Origin of the sequence: Streptomyces sp. NBRC 109706, assembly GCF_000974485.1 — a bacterium.
Lineage (GTDB): Bacteria > Actinomycetota > Actinomycetes > Streptomycetales > Streptomycetaceae > Streptomyces.
The window spans coordinates 470,890-487,540 of record NZ_BBOM01000004.1 but is presented as its reverse complement, the minus strand read 5'-3'; the positions used below and the strand labels follow the sequence as shown (position 1 = coordinate 487,540).

General features: G+C 73.2%; 12 protein-coding genes and 1 pseudogene. 8 read left to right on the top strand and 5 right to left on the bottom strand.

All coding sequences use genetic code 11. The features are described 5' to 3' along the window. Positions 1–65: 65 nt before the first annotated feature. Positions 66–713: a DsbA family protein gene (locus tag AOM46_RS01865; protein ID WP_062204570.1), complete on the bottom strand. Its 648-nt coding sequence runs from the start codon at positions 711–713 to the stop codon at positions 66–68. Positions 714–936: 223 nt separating this feature from the next. Here AOM46_RS01865 and pepN (AOM46_RS01860) point away from each other — a divergent pair, with 223 nt between their 5' ends. From pepN (AOM46_RS01860) to pepN (AOM46_RS01845), 4 genes are all read left to right on the top strand, one after another. Then, positions 937–3,528, top strand: coding sequence for an aminopeptidase N (gene pepN / locus AOM46_RS01860; RefSeq protein WP_062204567.1), 2,592 nt, complete (start codon positions 937–939; stop codon positions 3,526–3,528). Between the two features lie 214 nt (positions 3,529–3,742). Continuing rightward, positions 3,743–4,738 (top strand): hypothetical protein, encoded by a 996-nt coding sequence (locus AOM46_RS01855; protein ID WP_062204563.1) that lies wholly within the window; start codon positions 3,743–3,745, stop codon positions 4,736–4,738. A gap of 660 nt (positions 4,739–5,398) precedes the next feature. Next, positions 5,399–5,590 (top strand): hypothetical protein, encoded by a 192-nt coding sequence (locus tag AOM46_RS01850; protein WP_234313588.1) that lies wholly within the window; start codon positions 5,399–5,401, stop codon positions 5,588–5,590. A 242-nt stretch (positions 5,591–5,832) separates the two neighbouring features. Beyond that, complete coding sequence (gene pepN, locus AOM46_RS01845; protein WP_062204561.1) at positions 5,833–8,397, top strand: aminopeptidase N; 2,565 nt, start codon at positions 5,833–5,835, stop codon at positions 8,395–8,397. Positions 8,398–8,574: 177 nt separating this feature from the next. Here pepN (AOM46_RS01845) and AOM46_RS01840 read toward each other — a convergent pair whose 3' ends face one another. The 4 genes and pseudogenes from AOM46_RS01840 to AOM46_RS01830 all read right to left on the bottom strand — a co-directional run. Continuing rightward, a complete protein-coding gene (locus AOM46_RS01840; RefSeq protein ID WP_062206276.1) occupies positions 8,575–8,790 on the bottom strand; it encodes a hypothetical protein in 216 nt (71 codons plus the stop codon). Between the two features lie 46 nt (positions 8,791–8,836). Then, the gene (gene malQ, locus AOM46_RS01835) at positions 8,837–10,900 is read right to left on the bottom strand and encodes a 4-alpha-glucanotransferase (RefSeq protein ID WP_062204559.1); all 2,064 of its coding nucleotides are present in this window, start codon (positions 10,898–10,900) and stop codon (positions 8,837–8,839) included. Beyond that, positions 10,900–11,127, bottom strand: coding sequence for a hypothetical protein (locus AOM46_RS33760; protein ID WP_158920190.1), 228 nt, complete (start codon positions 11,125–11,127; stop codon positions 10,900–10,902). Before AOM46_RS33760 ends, malQ begins: the two co-directional genes overlap by 1 nt. A gap of 307 nt (positions 11,128–11,434) precedes the next feature. Further along, a pseudogene (locus tag AOM46_RS01830) lies at positions 11,435–11,956 on the bottom strand (HNH endonuclease); the annotation flags it as partial. A 216-nt stretch (positions 11,957–12,172) separates the two neighbouring features. On the opposite strand from AOM46_RS01830, the gene AOM46_RS01825 reads away from it, so the two are divergent. The 4 genes from AOM46_RS01825 (at position 12,173) to AOM46_RS01810 (ending at position 16,520) form a co-directional block, all read left to right on the top strand. Continuing rightward, positions 12,173–13,060, top strand: coding sequence for a mechanosensitive ion channel family protein (locus tag AOM46_RS01825; protein ID WP_370592622.1), 888 nt, complete (start codon positions 12,173–12,175; stop codon positions 13,058–13,060). Between the two features lie 59 nt (positions 13,061–13,119). After that, on the top strand, positions 13,120–13,743 hold the full coding sequence (locus AOM46_RS01820) for a GNAT family N-acetyltransferase (protein WP_062206273.1): 624 nt from the start codon (positions 13,120–13,122) through the stop codon (positions 13,741–13,743). Positions 13,744–13,950: 207 nt separating this feature from the next. After that, positions 13,951–15,417, top strand: coding sequence for a hypothetical protein (locus AOM46_RS01815; protein ID WP_199823904.1), 1,467 nt, complete (start codon positions 13,951–13,953; stop codon positions 15,415–15,417). Positions 15,418–15,485: 68 nt separating this feature from the next. Continuing rightward, positions 15,486–16,520, top strand: coding sequence for a glutamate ABC transporter substrate-binding protein (locus AOM46_RS01810; RefSeq protein ID WP_062206270.1), 1,035 nt, complete (start codon positions 15,486–15,488; stop codon positions 16,518–16,520). Positions 16,521–16,651 lie beyond the last annotated feature (131 nt).

Here is a 16,651-nt window from a genome sequence, read left to right as displayed (position 1 = left end):
CATCGCGCGGGGGCCGTCTCCGTGCCCGTGGTCCGGGCGGTCTTCCTGGGCAGCCGTCGAACGGTTCAGACGTCGAACTGCGGGCCCACGTCCCTGGTCCGCTTGATCTCGTAGAAGCCGGGGGTGCTCGCCACCAGCAGCGTCCCGTCCCAGAGCCGCGCCGCCGCCTCGCCCTTGGGCGCCGGGGTCACCACCGGGCCGAAGAAGGCGACCGGCTCGCCGTCGGCGCCCGGCACCGAGATGACCGGGGTGCCGACATCCTGGCCGACCAGGTCGATGCCCACCTTGTGCGAGGCCCGCAGCTCGGTGTCATAGGCGTCGGTCTCGGCCGCGTCCGCCAGCTCGGCCGGCAGCCCGACCTCCTCCAGGGCCTCGACCAGGGTGGCGCGGTTCTTCTCCTGCTGCCGGTGGTGGAAGCGTTCGCCCAGCGCCGTGTAGAGCGGGCCGAGCACCTCGTTGCCGTGCGCCTGCTCCGCCGCGATGCAGACCCGGACCGGGCCCCAGGCATCGCGCAGCACCTCGGCGTACTCGGGCGGCAGCTCGTCCAGCTTGGGCTCGTTGAGCACGGCCAGGCTCATCACATGCCAGCTCACCCGCACCGGGCGCACCTTCTCGACCTCCAGCATCCAGCGGGAGGTCATCCAGGCCCAGGGGCAGAGCGGATCGAACCAGAAGTCCGCCCGCACCGCGTCCCCGGTCGCGTTCTCCGCCATCTGTTTCTCCTCTTCACAGGGTTGGGCAAGGGCCGCGCCGGGGCGCCGACCACGCCCCGGTCGTCGTGACCAACACGAGGTGCGCCGATCGCATTCCACCGTGCGGCGCCCAGCCCGCCGTGACATGCTGACACGCGCCCGCGCGGGGAGTGCCAGGCCGAAGCGTTTCACGCCGACCCTCCGCGAGGCGGAAAGATGCACGTCACAACAGGGAGTCATACGCGTGCCCGGAGAGAACCTCACCCGCGACGAAGCCCGCGAGCGGGCCCGGCTGCTGACGGTGCACGGCTACGACGTCGCACTCGATCTGCGCGCCGCCACCGATCCGGCGCCGGCCGAAGGGCCGCGCACCTTCCGCTCCACCACCACCATCAGGTTCGCCTGCGCGGAGGAGGGCGCCGACAGCTTCGCCGACCTGCTCGCGCCCCATGTGCACTCGGTGACCCTCAACGGGGCCTCGCTGCCGACCGACCGGGTCTTCGACGGCACCCGGATCGCGCTGCCCGCGCTACGCGCGGAGAACGAGCTTGTGGTGGACGCCAGTTGCGCCTACAGCCACACCGGCGAGGGGCTGCACCACTTCCTCGACCCCGAGGACGGCGAGACCTACCTCTACACGCAGTACGAGCCGGCCGACGCCCGCCGGGTGTTCGCCAACTTCGAACAGCCGGACCTCAAGGCCCCGTTCGCCTTCCGGATCACCGCGCCGGCGCACTGGGTGGTGCTCAGCAACGGGGCCGAGGAGCGGCGCGAGCAGCTGACCGGCGGCACCGCCGCGACCTGGACGTTCGCCACCACCAAGCCGATCTCCACCTATATCACCGCCGTCGTCGCCGGCCCCTACCACTATGTCGCCGGCTCCTACCGGCGCCGCCTCGACGACGGCGAGACGCTGGACATCCCGCTGGGCGTGCTCTGCCGCAAGGCGCTGGCCCCGCACTTCGACGCCGAGACGCTGCTCGACACCACCCGCCGCGGCCTCGACTTCTTCCACGACCACTTCGGCTACCCGTACCCGTTCGGCAAGTACGACCAAGCGTTCGTCCCCGAGTACAACATCGGCGCGATGGAGAACCCGGGCTGCGTCACGTTCCGCGAGGAGTACGTCTTCCGGGGCCGCACCACCAGGACCGCCTACCAGGGCCGGGCCAACACGCTGCTGCACGAGATGGCGCACATGTGGTTCGGCGATCTGGTGACCATGGAGTGGTGGGACGACCTCTGGCTCAAGGAGTCCTTCGCCGACTACATGGGCGCCTACGCGCTGGTCGAGGCGACCGAGTTCACCGAGGGCTGGATCAGCTTCGCCAACCGCCGCAAGGCGTGGGCCTACCAGGCCGACCAGCAGCCCAGCACCCATCCGATCACCGCCGACATCCGCGATCTGCAGGACGCCAAGCTCAACTTCGACGGGATCACCTACGCCAAGGGCGCCTCGGTGCTCAAGCAGCTGGTCGCCTATGTCGGGAAGGACGCGTTCTTCGAGGGCGCCCGCCGCTACTTCCAGCGCCACGCCTACGGCAACACCACGCTGAAGGACCTGCTGGCCGTGCTGGGCGAGACCTCGGGCCGGGACATGGCCGGGTGGGCCGCCGCCTGGCTCGGCACCACCGGCGTCAACTCCCTCACCCCGCAGGTCACTTACGCCGCCGACGGCCGGATCACCGAGCTGTCCGTGCGGCAGGAGGCCGATCCGGCGCATCCGACGCTGCGCCCGCACCGGGTCGCCGTCGGCCTCTACCGGCGCGAGGGCGGCATCGGCCCGCTGACCCGCTACGCGCAGGCCGAGGTCGACGTGGCCGGCCGGCTCACCGCAGTGCCGGCCCTCACCGGCGCCGAACGGCCCGAGCTGATCCTGGTCAACGACGACGACCTGAGCTACTGCAAGACCAGGTTCGACGAGGACTCGTTGCACACCCTGCGCTCCCATCTGGGCGATATCGAGGACCCGCTGGCCCGCGCCCTGTGCTGGTCGGCGCTGTGGAACCTCACCAGGGACGCCCTGCTGCCCGCGCGTGACTTCCTCGCGCTGGTAAGGGACTTCGCCGGCGCCGAGTCCGAGATCGGCGTGCTCCAGATGGTGCACGACTGGGCGGGCACCGCGCTGCACTCCTACACTCCCGCGCCGCGCCGCGCGGAGGCCGGCGCGGAGCTGGCCGGGGCGGCGCTCGGCGAGCTGCGGCGCGCCGAGCCGGCCGGCGACCACCAGCTGGCCTGGGCCCGCTTCTTCGCCGGCCGCGCCGCATCCGACAGCGACTTCCAACTGCTGTCCGGGCTGCTCGCGGGGAACGCCAGGATCGACGGGCTCGACGTCGACCAGGAGCTGCGCTGGCTGCTGCTCAAGGCGCTGGCCGCCGACGGCCGCGTCGGCGCGGACGAGATCGCGGCCGAACGCGCCAGGGACGACACCGCCTCCGGCATCCGGCACCAGGTACGCGCGCTGGCCGCGCGGCCCGACGCCGCCGTCAAGGCGGAGGTCTGGGCCTCGGTGGTGGACAGCGACCGGCTCTCCAACGCGCTGGTCGAGGCGAGCATCGACGGCTTCGCCCAGCCCGACCAGCGGGAGCTGCTGGAGCCCTACACCAAACGGTACTTCGACGTCATCGAGGACATCTGGCGGGAGCGGACCATCGAGATCGCCATGGACATCGTGCGCGGCCTCTTCCCCGCGTTCCAGGACTCCCCGGAGACCCTGGCCGCGACGGACGACTGGCTGACGGCCCACGAGTCGGCGCCGCCGGCCCTGCGGCGGCTGGTGATCGAGGCGCGCGCCAACCTGTCCCGGGCCCTCACCGCCCAGGCCGCCGACGTCTGACATCCACCGCGACACCCCCCGAGCGGCCGGCGCGCATCCGCGCCGGCCGCTCGACCCACTGCTGCCGGAACGCCGGTCCATACCCCGCCCTCGCGTCGGCCACAAGGGCGCGACGCGGCAGAACATTTGCCCGAAGCGCGGCGGGATGTCGCTGTTTCTCCACGGCTGTGTAACAGAGGTAGCCGAACGGGTGCCCAGCGGGAATCGCCGCTGCATGAACCACGACGTGCCGCTCACGCCTGGACAACGGCCCGAACTCGCCGACGCAGCACGGCGGGTGACCACCATCGAGGCGCTGCGCGCCCAGGGAGTCTCCCCCGCGACCGCCCGGCGCCGCTGCCGCCCCGGCGGGCCCTGGCAGATGCCGCTGCCCGGCGTGGTACTGCTGCACGCCGACCCGCCGGGCGAACACGAACTGCTGCACGCCGTGCTCCGCTACACCGCCGGCCGCTCGGGCGAGGCCGTCCTCACCGGCCGCGCCGCGCTGGCCCTGCACGGACTGGCCGAACTGCCCCAACTCGGCGCCCTGGACGACCGGGTGGACGTACTGGTCCCGCACACCAGACGGCTGCGCTCCGTCGGCCCCGCCCGCATCACCCGCACCGCGCGGCTGCCCCGACCGGTACGGCTCGCCGGCCTCCCCGTCGCCCGCGTCCCCCGCGCACTGGCCGACGCCCTGCCCCATCTGCCGGAGGACGCCAGAAACCACCTCCCGCTGCACGAGGCGGTGCGCCGGGGCCACTGCGAACCACGGTCCCTGATCGCCGAGTTGGAACACGCCGGCTGGCTGGACGACCCCCGGGTCGCGGTGGCCGTGGACGATCTCCTGGCCGCCGGCCGACCGGCCGCCGAGGACCTGCTCTTCCACATGGTCCGCCAGGGCGGACTCCCCGACCCCTGCTGGAACGTCTCCCTCTGGCTGCCGGACGGCCCATTCCTCGGCCGGGTCGACGCCTACTGGCCCGAGGCGTCCGTCGCGATCCACCTCGACACCCGCGTTCCCCGCCAGCGTGGCCACCACCCCACACCACGCGAGACCGAACGCCACCGCCGCGAACAGACGTTGAAGGGACTCGGCGTCACGCTGGTACGGATCCCGCCCCGCGCCCTCCAGGCGTCCTGGCGCCGCCAGGCCACCGCCGTCCGCGCCGCCCTCCAGGCGGCAGCCACCCGCCCCACCACCGACTGGGTGGTCGTCCTCCCCCACTGAGACGTTGGGCACTGGGTCGTTGCCACTGGGCCTCAGCCACGGACCGGCCCCGCCGCCGGCCCCGGCCTCGGCCGGGGCCGGCGGCGGCGCTGGGACGTTGGCACTCGGCCTCGGCCACGGGACGGACGGACAGGACGTGCGCGCGCGGGGCGCTGGGCGCTGGGCCTCAGCCGCATGGGGACGTAAGCGCTCGGCGCCGGAGCCAGGGCGCTGGGCCCGGGGCGGGGATGGCCGCTGTCGCCGGATGGGGTGCGCCGATTTCCGCATGCCCGCGAGGCAGGGCCGACGAGTTGGCAGCCGCCCACCGTGGCACAACCACCGGCGCCGAGCCGCCCCCATGGTCCCGGCCCTGGCCGGGACCAGGCTGGGGAAGGGTCGGGCCGGGGCCGGGAAGCGACCCGACGGGCGGTGACCCGGCTCCGGGGCCCGGACATGGGAAAGCCGGGGCAGGGTGTGGGCCGGTGCAGCGGCACGACGTCTTCGGGGTCTGGACAAGGCAGAGGCGGGACGGGGTGGGGCGGAGCCGGGCTACGGGCGGCGCGGCGACCCGACGGGCCGTGGCCCGGCGCCAGGTTCCGTGCGCCGGCCGGGCCATGGCAGGGCTCCGGCCCGCGCGGGGGCCCGCGCCGGGCGCCGGACGCCGACCGCCGCTGCCTGACCGTGCTTGAGCGCGCCCGGGCCGACGGGCTCATCGACGAGACGGCCGATCTCGACTGGACGCGCCGCGTCTACTACGCGCTGCTCGGGGAGGCGCTGCGCGACAGCGCCGAAGGCGCGGAAGGCTCCGACCCGGACACGCTCGCCGCCCGGGTCATCGACACCCTGCTGCACGGCGCGGGCCCCCACGCCTGAACGGGTCGCCTCCGGCGGGGAGAACACCCGGGCCCACCGACCGAGGCCGGGTCGACGTCGCGGCCGGTGCCACACCAGCCGAGGTGCGCCCCGAGGCGCCGAACGCGGACCACGCCGCCGGCCGGCCGGGGGCTCGCCGTTCAAGGCAGCCGGGTTCCGGCAACGTGCGAGGATGACGCCGGACGACGGCCTCCCCCAACGCGCCGCATTCACCGCAGACAGGCAGACAGAAGGAGAACCAGGTGCCCGGTACGAACCTGACCCGGCAAGAGGCCGAAGAGCGCGCCGAACTGATCAGCGTTGACGGTTACGAGATCACGCTCGACCTGTCCGAGGCACCGCGGGGCGGCACCTTCCCGTCCCGCACCACCATCCGCTTCACCGCGCGCCAGGCCGGGTCCACCTTTGTCGACCTGATCGCGCCCCGGGTGGCCGAGGTGATGCTCAACGGGACCGCGCTCGACCCGGCGGAGGTCTTCGCCGACTCCAGGATCGCGCTCCCCGAGGTCGCCGAGGGCGCCAACGAGCTGCTGGTGGTCGCGGACTGCGCCTACACCAACACCGGCGAGGGACTGCACCGCTTTGTCGACCCGGTCGACCAACAGACCTATCTCTACACCCAGTTCGAGGTGCCCGACGCCCGCCGGGTGTTCGCCTGCTTCGAGCAGCCGGACCTCAAGGGCACGTTCGCGTTCACCGTCACCGCGCCCGAGGGCTGGACGGTGATCTCCAACTCGCCGACGCCGGAGCCGGCGGACAACGTGTGGCGGTTCGAGCCGACGCCGCGCGTCTCCACCTATATCACCGCGCTGATCGCGGGCCCGTACCACGCGGTGCACAGCACCTGGGAGGGCAACGGCCGTTCGGTGCCGCTGGGCCTCTACTGCCGCCCGTCGCTCGCCGAACACCTGGACGTCGACGCGATCCTCTCCGTCACCCGGATGGGCTTCGACTGGTTCGAGGAACAGTTCGACTACCCGTACCCGTTCGCCAAGTACGACCAGCTCTTCGTTCCCGAGTTCAACGCGGGCGCGATGGAGAACGCGGGCGCCGTCACCATCAGGGACCAGTACGTGTTCCGGTCCAAGATGACGGACGCGGCGTACGAGAGCAGGGCCGAGACCATCCTGCACGAGCTGGCCCACATGTGGTTCGGCGATCTGGTCACCATGGAGTGGTGGAACGACCTGTGGCTGAACGAGTCGTTCGCCACCTACACCTCCGTCGCCTGCCTGGCCCACGCGCCGGGCAGCCGGTGGCCGCACGCCTGGACCGGGTTCGCCAACCAGCTGAAGACCTGGGCGTACCGGCAGGACCAACTGCCGTCCACGCACCCGATCATGGCTGACATCACCGATCTGGACGATGTGCTGGTCAACTTCGACGGCATCACCTACGCCAAGGGCGCCTCGGTGCTCAAGCAGCTGGTCGCCTATGTCGGGCGGGACGAGTTCTTCCAGGGCGTGCGGACGTACTTCAAGCGGCACGCCTGGGGCAACACCCGGCTGACGGATCTGCTGGCCGCGCTGGAGGAGACCAGCGGCCGGGATCTCAAGGCGTGGTCCAGGGCATGGCTGGAGACGGCCGGTATCAATGTGCTGCGCCCGCTGGTCGAGACCGACGCGGACGGCGTGATCACCCGGTTCGTCGTCCAGCAGGAGGCGCCGCCGCTGCCGGCCGGCGCCAAGGGCGAGGCCACGCTGCGCCCGCACCGCATCGCGGTCGGCCTCTACGACCCGGTGGACGGCGCGCTGGTGCGCACCGACCGGATCGAGCTGGATGTGACGGGCGCCGAGACGGAGGTGCCGGCGCTGGTCGGCAGGGCGCGGCCGGCCGTGGTGCTGCTCAACGACGACGATCTGTCGTATGCCAAGGTCCGGCTCGACCCGGAGTCGACGGCCCAGGTCGCCCGCCGCGTCGGGGACTTCACCGAATCGCTGCCCAGGGCGCTGTGCTGGGCCTCGACCTGGGACATGACCAGGGACGGCGAGCTGGCGACGCGCGACTATCTGTCGGTGGTGCTGGCCGGCATCGGCAAGGAGACGGACATCGGCGTCGTCCAGTCGCTGCACCGCCAGGTCAAGTTGGCGCTCGACCTCTATGCCGACCCCGAGTGGCGGGCCGAGGGGCTGGCCGTCTGGTCGGCCGAGACCCTGAAGCAGCTGCACGCGGCCGAGCCCGGCAGCGACCACCAGCTCGCCTGGGCCAGGGCGTTGGCGGCCACCGCGCGCGCCGACGAGGAACTGGCCCTGCTCGCCGGGCTGTTGGACGGCAGCGCCGAGGTGCCTGGCCTCGCGGTGGACACCGATCTGCGCTGGTCGCTGCTGCTGCGGCTGGTGGCCAGGGGCCGCGCCGACGAGGAGGCCATCGCCGCCGAGCTGCGGCGCGACCCGACCTCCGCCGGTGAGGAGCACGCGGCGGCGGCCAGGGCGGCGAGGCCCACGGCCGAGGCCAAGGCGGCGGCCTGGCAGGCGGCGGTGTTCGACGAGAGCCTGCCGAACGCCATCAGGGAGGCGACGATCAACGGCTTCACCCAGACCGACCAGCGGGAGCTGCTGGCGCCGTACGCGAAGTCGTTCTTCGAGGTGATCGAGGACGTGTGGAAGACCCGTAGCCACGAGTCCGCGCAGGCCATCGCGATCGGCCTCTACCCGGCGACCCAGACGTCGCCGGAGACGCTGGAGGCGACGGACGCCTGGCTGGCGGCGACGGAGCCGACGGCGGCGCTGCGCCGGCTGGTCACGGAGTCAAGGGCCGGCATCGAGCGGGCGCTGCGCGCCCAGCGGGCGGACGCGGCGGCGGCCTGACCGCCGGAAGCCGATTCGGCCGGGCCCCGAAGGAGGGCCCGGCCGAAGACCGTCGAGGGCGTCGGAGCCGGAGCCTGCCGGCGGATCTCCGGGGCCGGCGATCCGCTGTGCCGGCGCGGCCGTCGGCCGAAGACCGTCGGGGCGGGCGGGAGCTCGCGTGGCTCCGCCGGGAAGGCGTCAGCGCTTGCGTTCGCCGAGGACGACGGCCCAGGCGATCAGCGCGAAGAGAACGACGGGCGCCACCACGAACAGGCCCAGCGTCTCGGCGATGCTCAGGCCGGTGCCGGGGTCGTCGCCGTCGTCACGGTGCAACGCGGCGTGGGCGGCCGGGGAGGACAGCGTCATCAGCAGCACCGTGCCGAGTGTGACCGCGGCGGCACGCTTCTTGTTCATGTTGACCACGCCCCCACACTAACGAACGCCTCGCGCCGGCCGTGGCTCAGGGCCCCGGGTCGCGTACCGAGGCGACCAGCCGGGCCAACCGCTCGGACGCGGTCAGCTCCTCCAGGGGGATGGGGCGTCCGCCGGCATCGGCCACCGGCAGCCGCCAGTTGGGGTATTGGCGCCAGGTGCCGGGGACGTTCTGCGGGCGGCGGTCGCCGAGGCCGTCGGGGAGCCAGACGCCGACCAGCCGGGCCGGGGTCAGCGCCAGAAAGCGGTAGGCGGCGGCGATCCACTCCTCCTCGGCCGCCTCCTCCTCGGCCGGGCCGTCCCCCAGCAGCCCCATGCGGCGGAAGGTGGCCGTCCAGTCCCGCACCTCGGCGTCCGCCTCGGCGACGGCCCGATCCGGCTCGGTCAGCAGGCCGAGCCGGCGGCGCAGCCGGACGTCGGATCCGTCGAACCGGCCGGCGGTGGCCGGCAGATCGTGGGTGGTGACCGTGGCCAGGCAGTTGGCGCGCCAGTCCGCCGGGTCGAGCGGCGGGCGGCCTTCGCGGTCCCAGTGGCGTTCGAACCACAGCACCGAGGTGCCGGCGACGCCGCGTTCGGCCAGCCGCTCCCGGACGCCGGGCTCGACCGTGCCCAGGTCCTCGCCGACCAGCACGGCGCCGGCCCGGTGCGCGGCCAGTGCCAGCACGGCGAGCATCGCGTCCGCGTCATAGCCGACATAGGTGCCGTCGCGCGGCTCGGCGCCCCGGGGGATCCACCAGAGCCGGAACTGTCCCATCACATGGTCGACGCGCAGCCCGCCGGCGTGCCGGGCCAGGGCGCCGGCCAGCTCAAGACAGGGCGCGTAGCCGGCCTCGGCCAGCGCGTCGGGCCGCCAGGGCGGCAGGCCCCAGTCCTGGCCGCGTTCGTTGAAGGTGTCGGGGGGCGCGCCGACCGACATGCCGTCGGCCAGCACATCCTGGCCGGCCCAGGCGTCGGAGCCGTCGGGGTGGACGCCGACGGCCAGATCGTGCAGCAGGCCGATGCCCATGCCGGCGTCCCTGGCGGCGCGTTGGGCGTCGGCCAGTTGGACATCGGTGAGCCAGGTCAGCCAGCGGTGGAAGTCGACCAGCGGGCGGTGCGCGTCCCGGGCGGCGGCCGTCTCGGCGGTGTCGGGGCGGCGCAGCCCGGCGGGCCAGCGGTGCCAGTCGGGTCCGTGCAGCTCGACCAGGGCGCACCAGGTGGCGTGGTCGGTGAGGGCCTGTCCGCAGTCGTCCTGGTAGGCGCGGAACGCGGCGGCCCGCGCCGCGTCCAGCGGCACCGGGTGCAGGATCTCCAGCGCGGCGCGCTTGGCCGCCCAGACGGCGTCCCGGTCGATGGGGGCGCGTTCGTCGAGCACCGCCCGGCGCAACCGGGCGGCCCGTTCCAGCAGCGGTGCGACGCGGGCGCGGGCCGCCGCGTCCAGCGCGGCGTACTCGGGGATCGCCTCGATCCGCAGATGCACCGGATCGGCGAAGCGGCGGGTGGCCGGGCGGTAGGGGGACGGATCGACCGTCTCGCCCTCGGGCGCCGGGACGGCCGCGTGCAGCGGGTTGAGCTGGAGGAAGCCGACGCCGAGCGCGGGGCCCGCCCAGCGCGCCAGCGCGGCGAGGTCGGCCAGGTCGCCCATGCCCCAGGAGTCGCGCGAGAGCAGCGAGTAGAGCTGGACCATCAGCCCGATGTCCCGCGCCCCGGGGGTGGGCGCGGTGTCGGGGGGAACGAGCACCGTGGCGTGGGCGGCGCGCCCGTCGGGCGCCAGCGCGTGCAGGGTGTGCCGGCCGACGGGGGGCGGCGTCGCGTCCAGCGGGCGGCGTGAACCGTCCTCCAGGACCAGCGTGCACACGGTGCCGGCGGGCACCGGCGGCGGGGTGACGGGGGCGCTCGGTCGGGCCACCAGGGTGGGGGGCAGCAGCCGTCGGGTCCGTTCGGCCCGTTGGGCGAGCGCCGCTTCGACGGCGGCCGGGGTGCCGGCGTCCACGCCGAGCGCCGCGAGCACGGCCACCACCGTGGACCTGGGTACCTCGATGGACTCCCCGGGCGAGGGGGCGTAGGAGGTGGCCACCGAGTGGGCGGCGGCGAGCCGCGCCAGGGCGTCCATCAGACGCCGATGGCCTCCGCGCCCCCGCGACCGCTGGGCTCGGAGACCAGGGGCGACTGGGCGGCCAGGGGCTGTTCCGAGGTGAGGGGGGCGAGATCGCCGAGCGGGGGCTCGCTGGTGAGCGGCACCTCACGGGCGGCGGCCTGGGCGGGCACACCGATCATCGGCGGCGGGCCCTGCTGGCTGACACGTTTGCTTTTGCACTGGTTCCGAGTGGCAACGGCCACGGGGGTCTCCGTTCAGGGACGGCAGTCGTCTTGGGTACTGCTCTACCCAGTGAACGTCATCGCATCCGTGGCCGCGACGGGAAAGCGGCGCACCTCACGTCGGTCGACGCGAGAAATCTTGTTGCCGCAGGGCCCGACAGGCCCATGTTTTTCGCGATCGGACGGGGCCTGGTCCGCCGGCCGGCGAGGCCGGGCGCCGGCCATCCGATCGGGTGAGGGCGCGGGGGTGTCAGACGGACTCGGCCGGCTCGCTCGGCTTGACGGGCTTGGCCGGCTTGCCGCCCTTCCCCGCGCGGACCGGATGGGCCTCGATCCTGGCGAGCGCGTCATCGGCGCCGTAGGGCCGCAGATAGGGGAGCCAGCGCGGATCGCGGTGCCCGGTGCCGATGATGCGCCAGGCCAGGCCCGAGGGCGGCCCCGGCGGGTGGCGCAGCCGCCAGCCCAGCTCGGCGACCTGCCGGTCGGCCTTGATGTGGTTGCAACTGCGACAGGCCGCGACGACGTTGTCCCAGGCGTGCTGGCCGCCTCGGCTGCGCGGGATCACATGATCGACGCTGGTGGCCACTCCGCCGCAGTAAGCACAACGGCCGCCGTCCCGCGCGAAGAGCGCACGTCGGGTCAGCGGCACGGCGGTGCGGTAGGGGACACGCACAAAGCGTTTCAGCCTGACCACGCTGGGCGCCGGAATGGCGTGGCTGGCGCTGCGCATCAGCAGCCCCGAGCTCTCCAGGCTGACGGCCTTGTCGTTGAGCAGCAGGATGAGCGCGCGGCGGACCGGCACGACACCCAGCGGCTCGTACGAAGCGTTGAGGACCAAGACGTGTGGCACGAACGCCCTCCGTTTCCGTCGGCGGCACGTGGCTCGCGCCGTGACGATCTCCCTCAGTGTGTCGTGGGCAGGGGCACCGGCGCCACCACGATCCGGGAATGTGTCCCATGTGTCATCCGCCACGTCCGCCCCGGGTTTCCCCCCGCCCCCTCGGGACCCGCGCCGTCCCGGGCCGCGCGCCGATTACGGTTGACCGCGGCACGGGGCGAGGAACGGGTGAGCGGAGAGGGCCGCATGGGCAACTGGGAGACCTGGCTGGCGGTGGCGCTGCGCATTCTGCTGATCACGGTGGTCGCGTTCGCCGTGCGCTTCGTGGTGCGCCGTTCCCTGAGCCGGCTGATCGCGCGGCTCAACCGGGAGGGCGAGAAGGACAGCAAGCGGCGGGCGGCGCGCGGCGGCCGGCTGGTGAACGCGGAACGTCGCCGGCAGCGGTCGGAGGCCATCGGCTCGGTGCTGCGCAGCGCCGCCTCGGTGCTGATCCTGGGCACGGCCGCGCTGATGGTCCTCTCCCAACTGGGCATCCAGCTCGGCCCGCTGGTGGCCAGCGCGGGCATCGTCGGCGTGGCCATCGGCTTCGGGGCGCGCAATCTGGTGACCGACGTGCTGAGCGGGATGTTCATGCTGCTGGAGGACCAGTACGGGGTGGGCGACACCATCGACGCGGGCGAGGTCACCGGCACCGTGCTGGAGATCGGCCTGCGGGTGACCACGCTGCGTGGCGAGAACGGCGCCATCTGGTACGTGCGCAACGGGGAGATGAAGCGGGTGGGGAACCTCAGCCAGGGCTGGGCGACCGCCTCGGTCGAGGTGGCGGTGGCCTCGGACGTCGATGTGGCGCGGGTCCGCAAGCTGATCGAGGAGGCCGGCGCCGAGATGTCGGCGGCCGAGCCCTGGCACGAGCTGCTGTGGGAGCCGGTCGAGGTGCTGGGCCTGACCTCGGTGGCGCTGGAGTCGATGGTCCTCAAGGTCAGCGTGAAGACCCCGCCGGGGAAGGCGGAGCCGGTGGAGCGGGAGCTGCGCTGGCGCATCAAGAGCGCGTTGGACGCGGCCGGCATCTCGCAGGTGGACGGCCCCGACGTCTCCCTGGCCAAGCCGACGGACTGACGGTTACCGGGACGACAACCCCCTGCCGGTCGGGGGAGGTCTGGCGCAGAATGACCGCCATGCACAACACCCGACCCGTCACCGTTCGCGGCTACCGTCCCGGTGACCGCGCCGCGCTGGAAGACATCTGCATACGCACCGCCCACGCGGGCGAGGACGCCACAGGGCACTTCGCCGAGCCGGAGATCTTCCCGGCGATCTTCGCAACGCCCTACGCCGAGTTGGAGCCGGAGCTGGTCTTCGTCGTCGACAACGGTGAGCGGCCCATCGGCTATGTCCTCGGCACCACCGACAGCACCCGGTTCTACCGGGAGTTCCGGGAGCGCTGGCTGCCCACCGTCGCCGAGCGCTTCCCCGCGCCGGCCGAGCCGCCGGCCGGCCGGGACGAGGGGCTGCGTCATCTGTTGCACCACGCCGAGGCGATGCTGGTGCCCTCGCTCGCCGTCGACTATCCGGCGCATCTCCATATCGACCTGCTGCCCGAGGGCCAACACCGGGGGCTCGGCAGTCGGTTGATGACGACGTTCGTCGACGCGCTGCGCGAGCGCGGAGTGCCCGGCCTGCACCTGGGTATGAACCCGGCGAACACCAGAGCGGGCGCCTTCTACCGGCGGATGGGCTTCCACGAGATCCCGCCCCCGGACGGGAGTTCGGAGACCCTGTACTTCGGCCTGCGGCTCTGACAGGCCCGGCTCGACCGGGCGCGGCGGGGAGCGCGCTCGGGGGCGGCGCGTTCCCGGAGAGGAGTCGGGTGCCATGGCCCGTTCGGCGCCCCGGGGAAAGATCGCGAATGCGACAAGATCCGGGCAAGTGCCGTGTGGTCCGGCACGCCAAACGGCATACTGCTGGCCGTGGCCCATGCCGACATCGCGAGGGGGAGGGCCCACCACGTGACCCAGCCACCGACCGCCCCGCCCGTCTCGGGGCCGGCCGCGCCGGCTCCGCGCGCCGGGGCGGGGGCGTCGCTGCCGTCGCCCCGGCCCGTTCTCCCCTCGGTCGACCCGCCGCCGTCCGCCCCGCCGCGCCGGCGGAGCGCGTTCGTGGAGAACGCCGGCCGGCTGCGTGCGGCCATGGGCACCGAGCCGGGTCGACTGCGGTTGATCGGGGCGGTGTTGGCCGGGTTGACGCTGCTGTTCGGGCTGAGCACCTACGCCGAGCTGTCGGATCGGGCGGAGGCGGCCAAGACCGCGCGGCAGAGCAGTCAGCCGCTGAGCCGCGCCGCGGCCGACATCTACCGTTCGCTGGCCGACGCCAACACCACGGCGGCCAGCGGCTTCCTGGCCGGCGCCGACGAGAAGCCCGAGGTGCGCGAGCGCTACGAGGAGCGCATCGGCAACGCCTCCACCCTGCTCTCCTCGGCGGCCGGGCAGGTCGGTGACTCGGACGCGGCGGAGGCGTTGATCACCGGGCTCAACGCCGAACTGCCGACATACACCGGGCTGGTGGAGACCGCCAGGGCCAACGACCGCCAGGGCCTGCCGCTGGGCAGCGCCTATCTGCGCTATGCCGACGAGCAGATGCAGGAGACGCTGCTCGACCCGGCCGCCGAGCTGTACGAGCTGGAGACCGCCCGCTACCAGCGGGATCTGGCCGACGCCCGCGCCTGGCCATGGCTCTCCACGGCCCTGGGCGGCGCCGCGCTGGCGGCGCTCGGCTGGGCCCAGTGGCGGCAGTACCGGCGCACCAACCGGGTGCTGAACCCGGGCCTGGTGGCCGCCACCGCCGCCGCCGGCCTGCTGCTGGCCTGGCTGGTCGGCGCGCACACCCTCGCCAGATCGGCGTTGAACGACGCGGAGAACGGCCCCGGCCAGGCGCTCACCACGCTCAGCGACGCGTGGACGGAGGCGATGCGGGCGCGCGGTTCGGAGAATCTGACGCTGGTGTCGCGCGGCGGCGATATCGCGACCGCGCAGAACAACACCACGTTCGAGGACGACTACCAGGCTTCCATGGACCGGTTGTTGGCCGATGACGAAGGGGCCGAGGCCGGGCTGCTCAGACAGGCGTTGACGCGCGTCGGGAGCGAGGCGGGCGGGGCCCAGGTGGAGGCCGCGATCGCGGCCTCCCAGCAGTGGCGGCAGCGGCACGGGGACGTCACGACGGCCGAGACCGAGGGCGACTACGAGGAAGCGATCCAGCTGGTGATCGGGGAGACGGACTCGACCGGGCAGTCCTTCGACCGGGTGGACGGCGAGTTGAGGGACGCGGTCGGTCTGCAGCAGAAGGAGTTCCGGGCGGCGGTCGGCAGCGGCGTCAACTGGCTCGGCCCGGTGCCCTCGTTGGCCGTCGGACTCGCCCTGCTCGCCGGCACCGCGATCGTGCTGGGGATCGGACGCCGGTTGGCGGAGTACCGGTGAACGGGGCGAGCGGGCGCCGCCGGCCGGCGGACGACCGCCGCCCGGACGGCGAACGGAGGGTGGGGACCATGCGACGAACGAGACGCGGGCGCGGAGCGGCGCGGGACCGGCGGGCGTTGCTGTTGGGCGCCGCCGGGCTGATGTTGGCCGGCACGGTGATGATCGGCTCGCTGCCCGAGGGGGCGAGCGTGCCACCGGGGCCGCCGCCCGGCGGGGCCAGCGAGGCCGCCCAGGCCATGACCCGGAATCCGGTGCCCACCGCCGCCCCGGAGGTGTGCCGGGACGCGGACGGGGTGCCCTTCGACCCGGCGGAGTCCCCGCAGCCCGCCAGCCGCGCCGGCGGCAGCACGGTGGACGCCATCAACGCGAGAGGGCGGCTGGTCATCGGCGTCGACCAGAACAGCTACCGCTGGGGCTACCGGGAGCCGCAGTCCGGGGAGCTGGTCGGCTTCGACATCGAGCTGGCCCAGGCCATCGCCGACGATGTGCTCGACCCCGGTGGCGAGTTGGTCCTCCGCGCCATCCCCACCGCCGAACGGGAGAGGGCGCTGGAACGCAACCATGTGGACATGGTGGTGCGCAGCATGTCCATCACCTGTGAGCGGCTGGAGGAAGTCGCCTTCTCCATCCCCTACTTCCAGACCGGCCAACAGCTGCTGGTGCCCAGACAGTCCGAGGTCACCGGCCTCGACGAGACGGTTGACGGCCTCACGGTGTGCAGCGCCCAGGAGTCCACGGCCAGCCTGGAGCTGAAACGGCGCGAGCACAACGCGGAGTTGATGGAGAAGCCCAACCACCTCGACTGCCTGGTGCAGATCCAACTCGGCGACGCCGACGCCCTGATGACGGACAGTGCGCTGGCCGCCGGGCATGTCGCGCAGGACCCCTCGATGCAGCTGGTGGGGGACGAGCTGACCGTCGAGTCCTACGGTGTGGCGATGCGGCCCGGCGACGACGATCTGGTGCGTTGGGTGAACGCCGTGCTGGAGGACTACATCGGCGACGAGAACGACAGCCGCTGGCAGGACGCGTTCGACACATGGCTCAGCGACTACCTCCCGCCGGGCGCCGTCACCCGTCCGGAACCCCGCTACCGGGACTGACATACCCCGCGTGCCGACCGGGGAAGAGATCGCGACAGGATCGACCACCGACCACCACACCCGAGCAGACCGACGAACCAGAACATCCCGAAGAGCACCCGAAGAACAAACCCGAGTACCCGAACAGCCCG

What these genes read in the sequence shown, in the direction of transcription:
- AOM46_RS01865 (WP_062204570.1), bottom strand. Translation starts at nt 713, where the DNA reads ATGGCGGAGAACGCGACCGGGGACGCGGTGCGGGCGGACTTCTGGTTC.
- AOM46_RS01855 (WP_062204563.1), top strand. Translation starts at nt 3,743, where the DNA reads ATGAACCACGACGTGCCGCTCACGCCTGGACAACGGCCCGAACTCGCC.
- AOM46_RS01840 (WP_062206276.1), bottom strand. Translation starts at nt 8,790, where the DNA reads ATGAACAAGAAGCGTGCCGCCGCGGTCACACTCGGCACGGTGCTGCTG.
- malQ (WP_062204559.1), bottom strand. Translation starts at nt 10,900, where the DNA reads ATGGACGCCCTGGCGCGGCTCGCCGCCGCCCACTCGGTGGCCACCTCC.
- AOM46_RS01820 (WP_062206273.1), top strand. Translation starts at nt 13,120, where the DNA reads ATGCACAACACCCGACCCGTCACCGTTCGCGGCTACCGTCCCGGTGAC.
- AOM46_RS01810 (WP_062206270.1), top strand. Translation starts at nt 15,486, where the DNA reads ATGCGACGAACGAGACGCGGGCGCGGAGCGGCGCGGGACCGGCGGGCG.